The organism is Actinomycetospora sp. (genome assembly GCF_036497585.1).
Taxonomy (GTDB): Bacteria; Actinomycetota; Actinomycetes; order Mycobacteriales; family Pseudonocardiaceae; genus Actinomycetospora.
Genome location: NZ_DASXJD010000070.1, coordinates 1 through 4,990, shown reverse-complemented (window position 1 = coordinate 4,990; position 4,990 = coordinate 1). Strand labels below are relative to the sequence as shown.

5 protein-coding genes are annotated in these 4,990 nt (G+C 73.4%); 2 read left to right on the top strand and 3 right to left on the bottom strand.

Annotated elements, in window-relative coordinates:
• Positions 1–59 precede the first annotated feature (59 nt).
• Positions 60–1,664 (bottom strand): hypothetical protein, encoded by a 1,605-nt coding sequence (locus VGH76_RS06600; RefSeq protein WP_331555825.1) that lies wholly within the window; start codon positions 1,662–1,664, stop codon positions 60–62.
• A 69-nt stretch (positions 1,665–1,733) separates the two neighbouring features.
• The gene (locus VGH76_RS06595) at positions 1,734–3,092 is read right to left on the bottom strand and encodes an FAD-dependent oxidoreductase (RefSeq protein ID WP_331555824.1); all 1,359 of its coding nucleotides are present in this window, start codon (positions 3,090–3,092) and stop codon (positions 1,734–1,736) included.
• A 42-nt stretch (positions 3,093–3,134) separates the two neighbouring features.
• Between VGH76_RS06595 and VGH76_RS06590 the strand changes: the two genes are divergently transcribed.
• A complete protein-coding gene (locus tag VGH76_RS06590; protein WP_331555823.1) occupies positions 3,135–4,115 on the top strand; it encodes a galactose-1-phosphate uridylyltransferase in 981 nt (326 codons plus the stop codon).
• 26 nt (positions 4,116–4,141) lie between these two features.
• Positions 4,142–4,591, top strand: a complete 450-nt coding sequence (locus VGH76_RS06585) for an SRPBCC family protein (protein ID WP_331555822.1) — start codon at positions 4,142–4,144, stop codon at positions 4,589–4,591.
• A gap of 15 nt (positions 4,592–4,606) precedes the next feature.
• Here VGH76_RS06585 and VGH76_RS06580 read toward each other — a convergent pair.
• Positions 4,607–4,990, bottom strand: a 384-nt coding sequence (locus tag VGH76_RS06580) for an enoyl-CoA hydratase/isomerase family protein (RefSeq protein WP_331555821.1), incomplete at its 5' end; no start/stop codon positions are given.

Here is a 4,990-nt window from a genome sequence, read left to right as displayed (position 1 = left end):
GAGCTCCTCGTCTGACCGCCGCCCTGCTCCCGCCCGCCGTTCGTCAATCAGACGGCGGACTACGGGAGGCCGGGGCTCGCGAAGGCCCGCATGTTGCCCGAGCCGTCGACGATCAGCCCTCCGGCACCGCCGCCGAACGAGAGGACACCGCGGGCCCCGAGCGTCGGCCCGACCGCCGTCGGCGTCGGGCCGCCGAACAGACGGCCCCACGGGTGGAGCCCACCGAACGGGTCGACGATCCAGCCGCCGGCGACGCCGTGCGCGTCGAGGAACGGAGCGGTGATGCCGCGTGCGACGTCCCGACCCGGCCAGGACGGGACGCGTTGGGCGTCGGGTGGCTTCGGGTGCCTGCCGATCGCGAACGAGTAGAGCCGCCCGTCGCGCCCGAGGACGTACCCCCCGGTGCCGTCCGCCAGGATCGTCACGCCCCGGGCGATGTCCTTGCCCGGCCAGAGCACCCGGTTCGTGACGGCCGGCGGGGTGCCGGTGCCGATCGAGAACGGGTGAAGCTGCCCGTGCAGGTCGACGACGTACCCGCCCGAGCGGTCGGGCAGGACCGCGAGCCCCCGGGCGACGTCCTGGCCCGGCCACGACGGGCCACCGGTCGCGGCCGTCGGGTTGGCCCCCTGGGCGAACGTCTGGATGTGCCCGTCGGCGAGCACCTCGTAACCACCGCCGCGCGTGCTGTTCGGCGCGATGCCCCGCACCACGCTGCGACCGGGGAAGGTCGGGTACCGGGTGAGCTGGCGCACGGTCACGATCTGGGCGACCCCGTCGAAGTGGTTGCCGTGCCCGACACCACCGAACTCCAGCCAGTAGCCGTCCGCCGTGTACACGTTGCTTCCGCCACCACCACCGCCGGCGCCCGCCGAGGGCGAGTCGACGAAGCCACCACCGCCACCTCCGCCACCCTGGATCCCGGATCCGCCGCCACCTCCGCCGAAGCCGCCGGGGCCACCGCTGTACCGGCCGACGCCGAAGCCACCGTTCATGCTGCCCGGCGCGCCGGGCGCGCCGAAGGTTCCCGCACCACCACCCGTCGCGCAGCACAGCTGCATGGGTCCCTGCACACCGTTGGCGCCCCCGCTCCCGGCATCCCCGCCGGCACCGCCGGTCGCACTCCCACCGGCCCCGCCCCCGGCCCCGGCCTCGACCAGCGGCGTCGCACCCCGGTACCAGCCGCTGTAGCCACCGCCACCCGCGCCGCTGGTCCCGTTCTCGGCGCCGGGGCCCCCAGTGCCTCCGCTCGCTCCGTGGCTCGAACCACCGCCGTTGGTGTTCTGGTTGCCGGCCGTCGCCGACTGCCCCGCGCAGCCCGCCGCACCGGTGAGGACGGTCCCGACCGGGAAGGCGAACGACGCGACCGCGACCGCGCCTCCCCCGCCCTTGATCCCCTGCGCGTTGTCGCCACCGTCGGCGCCGTACGCGTACAACGTGCTGTACGCGAGCGGAACCCCGGCCGGTCGCGTGTCACCACAGAGGCGGTTGGTGATGTTGTACGGGGTGCTCCCCGCGGCAGCGTGGACCCCAGCCGCATGGAGGACGCTGCGCGGTGGCCGGATCCGCCCGCTCGGCGGGGTCGCGCCCGCCGGCGCGATCGCCAACAACGGTGCGACGACCGTGCCGACCGCGGCCGCGATCAGGACACGGTTCCGTCCGCGCACCTCGTGGTCCCTGCCCATGGTCAGCCCCCTGCCTCGTGGAACCGGCAACGTACTTCGCGCGAACCGCTCCTACCAGGCGGCTTCGGCGAGCGACTCGGACATCGACGGGTGCACGAGGAGCGAGTCGACGATGTCCACGACCTTCAGGCCGTTGGTCACCGCCACCGCGATCACCGAGATGAGCTCGGCCGCGTTGCGGCCCACGATCGACCCGCCGAGCACGACGCCCGTCGCCGGGTCCGAGATCACCTTCACGAAGCCACGGGCGTCGCCCTTGATGAGCGCCTTCGCGTTGGCCGAGAACGGCACCTTGGTCACGCGGATCTTGCGCCCGGACGCGAACGCCTCGGCCTCCGCGAGCCCGACGTCCGCGATCTCGGGCTCGGTGAAGATCGCGGACGACGCCTTCTCGTAGTCGAGGTGGCGGTGCGCCCGGGCGTGCAGACCCATGAGGTGCTCGGCGATCTTGCGCCCCTGCATCGCCGCGACCGACGAGAGCGGCAGCTTGCCGGACAGGTCGCCGGCCGCGTAGATGTTGCCGACCGACGTCAGCAGGTTGTGGTTCACCTTGACGTAGCCGCCTTCGTCCACCGCCACGCCCGCCTCGGCGAGCCCGAGGTGCTCGAGGTTCGGCACGGAGCCGATCGCGAGCACCACGTGGGACGCCTTGACCGTCCGCCCGTCGTCGCAATCGACGATGACGACGTCACCGTCACGCGTGATCGCCTTCGCCCGCGCCCCCTTCAGCAGCTTGACGCCGCGCGCCAGGAACTCGTCCTCGAGGACCGCGGCGACCTCCGCGTCCTTCAGCGGCAGCACCTGCTGGCGGGACACGACGAGCGACACCTTCGACCCCAGCGCGCTGAACATGTGCGTGAACTCCACCCCGGTGACGCCCGACCCGATCACGCACAGGTGCTCGGGGATCTCCTGGGGCGGGTAGGCCTGGCGCGTCGTGAGGATCCGCTCGCCGTCGATCTGCGCCCAGTCCGGCACCCGGGGCCGTGACCCGGTGGCGAGGATGACGAAGTCCGTGTCGAGCTCCTCGCGGCCGGACTCGGTCTCGGCGACGACCTCGCGCGGGCCCTGGAGGCGACCGGTCCCGTGGATGAGCCGGACACCCTGGGATTCGAGCAGCGACCGCACCGACGCCTGGAGATGGGTCTCGATCGACGCCACGCGCTCGCGCACCGCGTCGACGTCGAGACGGCCATGCGCCTCGAGCCCCATCGACCGCGCCCGCGTGAGCTCCGACAGCTCGCCGCCGGTCGCGATCATCGCCTTCGACGGGATGCAGTCCCAGAGGTGGGCCGCACCCCCGATGATGTCGCGCTCGATGAGCGTGACCTCGGCGCCGAGGGTGGCCGCAACGGTGGCCGCGGTGTTGCCTCCCGGCCCACCACCGATGATCACGACGCGTACGGGCATCGGGCCAGGCTACGCGACCGGTGCTTCGCTAACGTCCCTCGGATGCCCGAGCTCCGTCACGATGCGATCAGCGGACGCAGTGTCATCGTCGCGATCGAGCGGGCGGCGCGACCGTTCGTCTTCCCGACGGCGCCGGCCTCCGGGACCGAGCCGGACGACTGCCCGTTCTGCGCCGGCCGCGAGGAGATGACGCCGCCGGAGGTGCAGCGCACCGGCGACGGTGCCGCCGGGACCGAGGGCTGGCGGGTGCGCGTGGTGCCGAACCTCTACCCGATCGTCGGGGGCGCCGAGCCGCACGATCCCACGGGCGCGAAGGCGTTCGGCGTCGCACACGGTGCGACGCCGATTGGGGGCGCGCACGAGGTCATCGTGCTCTCCCCCGGCCACGAGGCCTCGTTCGCGAGCCTCGACGACGCTGCCGCGGTCGAGGTCCTCACGGTCATCCGCGAGCGGGTGCGGGTCCACCTCGACGCCGGCCACGCGTACGTCCAGGCGTTCATCAACCACGGGAAGGCGGCCGGGGCGTCGATCGCCCACCCTCACGCCCAGGTCGTCGCGCTCGACCTCGTTCCCGGAGCCGTCGACGCGGCGATCGACCGGCTCGCCACCACCGATCTCGTCGCACGCGAGCTCACCGACGCCCGTCGCGACGACCTCGTGGTCGTCGACGGGCCCGCACCCGCGTGGAGCCCGTTCGCAGCATGGGTCCCCTACGGGTTGCGGGTGGCGCACCGCTCGACCCGAGCCCGGGTCGAGGACGCGACCGATGCGGAGATCCGGGTCGTGGCGCTGGGGCTCCGCGACGCCCTCCGCCGGCTGCGGGCCGCGCTCGGCGACGTGCCGTACAACCTCGTCATCCGCACCGCGCCCCCCGGTCGACCCGCAGGCGAGTTCCACTGGCACGTCGACGTGCTGCCGCGCACGACGCTCGTCGCCGGGTTCGAGGAGGGGACGGGGATCCTGGTCAACGTCGTCCCGCCCGAGCTCGCCGCGGTCCGGCTCCGAGACGCGGTGCCGTCGTGACGCGGCCGTGACGCGGCCGTGACGCCGTGACCGTCGAGCTCCGGCTCTGCGAGACGATCGGCGTCCCGCCCGACGCGGTGTGGGCGGCGATGGAGGACATCGAGACGCACACCGAGTGGATGGCCGACGCGGTCGCGATCACGTTCCGGACCGAGCAGCGCACGGGGGTCGGCACCGAGTTCGAGTGCCTGACCCGCGTCGGCCCGTTCACCACCACCGATGTGATGACCGTGACCGAGTGGGAGCCGGGGGCGCTGATGGGCATCGAGCACCGCGGCGTCGTGACCGGTGAAGGCCGGTTCCGGCTGCGCGCCCTCGCCGGCGGGTTGACCGAGCTGTGCTGGGACGAGCGGCTCCGCTATCCCTGGTGGATGGGCGGACCGGTCGGCGAGCAGACCAGCCGCAGCGTGTTCACCCGCCTCTGGCGCGCCAACCTCCACCGGCTCCGGGCCAAGGCGGAACGCTCCGCCTCCTGACCCGTGATCTCGGGGTCAGCGGCCGTGGAAGGTGGCCTTGCCGGGGCCGTGCTCCAGGAAGCTCGCGACGCCTGCGCGCGCGTCGTCGGTGGCGAACACCTCGACGAACGCCTGCGCCTCGACGTCGAGGCCGCGCGCGAGCGAGCCGTCGAGACCCTCGTCGATCGCCTGCTTCGCGAGCCCCATGGCGACGACCGGGCCGCTCGCGAGCTCGCCCGCCCACGCGAGCGCCTCGGCTTCGAGGTCGTCCGCCGGCACGACGCGGTCGACGAGCCCGATCGTGAGCGCTTCGTCACTGCGGACCTGGCGGCCGCTCCACACCAGCTCCTTCGCCTTCGCCGGACCGACGAGCCGGGCCAGCCGCTGGGTCCCACCCGCGCCCGGGATGACGCCGAGCAG

Bases quoted from the DNA above. Each gene is read 5' to 3' on its own strand.
- VGH76_RS06590 (WP_331555823.1), top strand. From the start codon at position 3,135: ATGCCCGAGCTCCGTCACGATGCGATCAGCGGACGCAGTGTCATCGTC.
- VGH76_RS06595 (WP_331555824.1), bottom strand. From the start codon at position 3,092: ATGCCCGTACGCGTCGTGATCATCGGTGGTGGGCCGGGAGGCAACACC.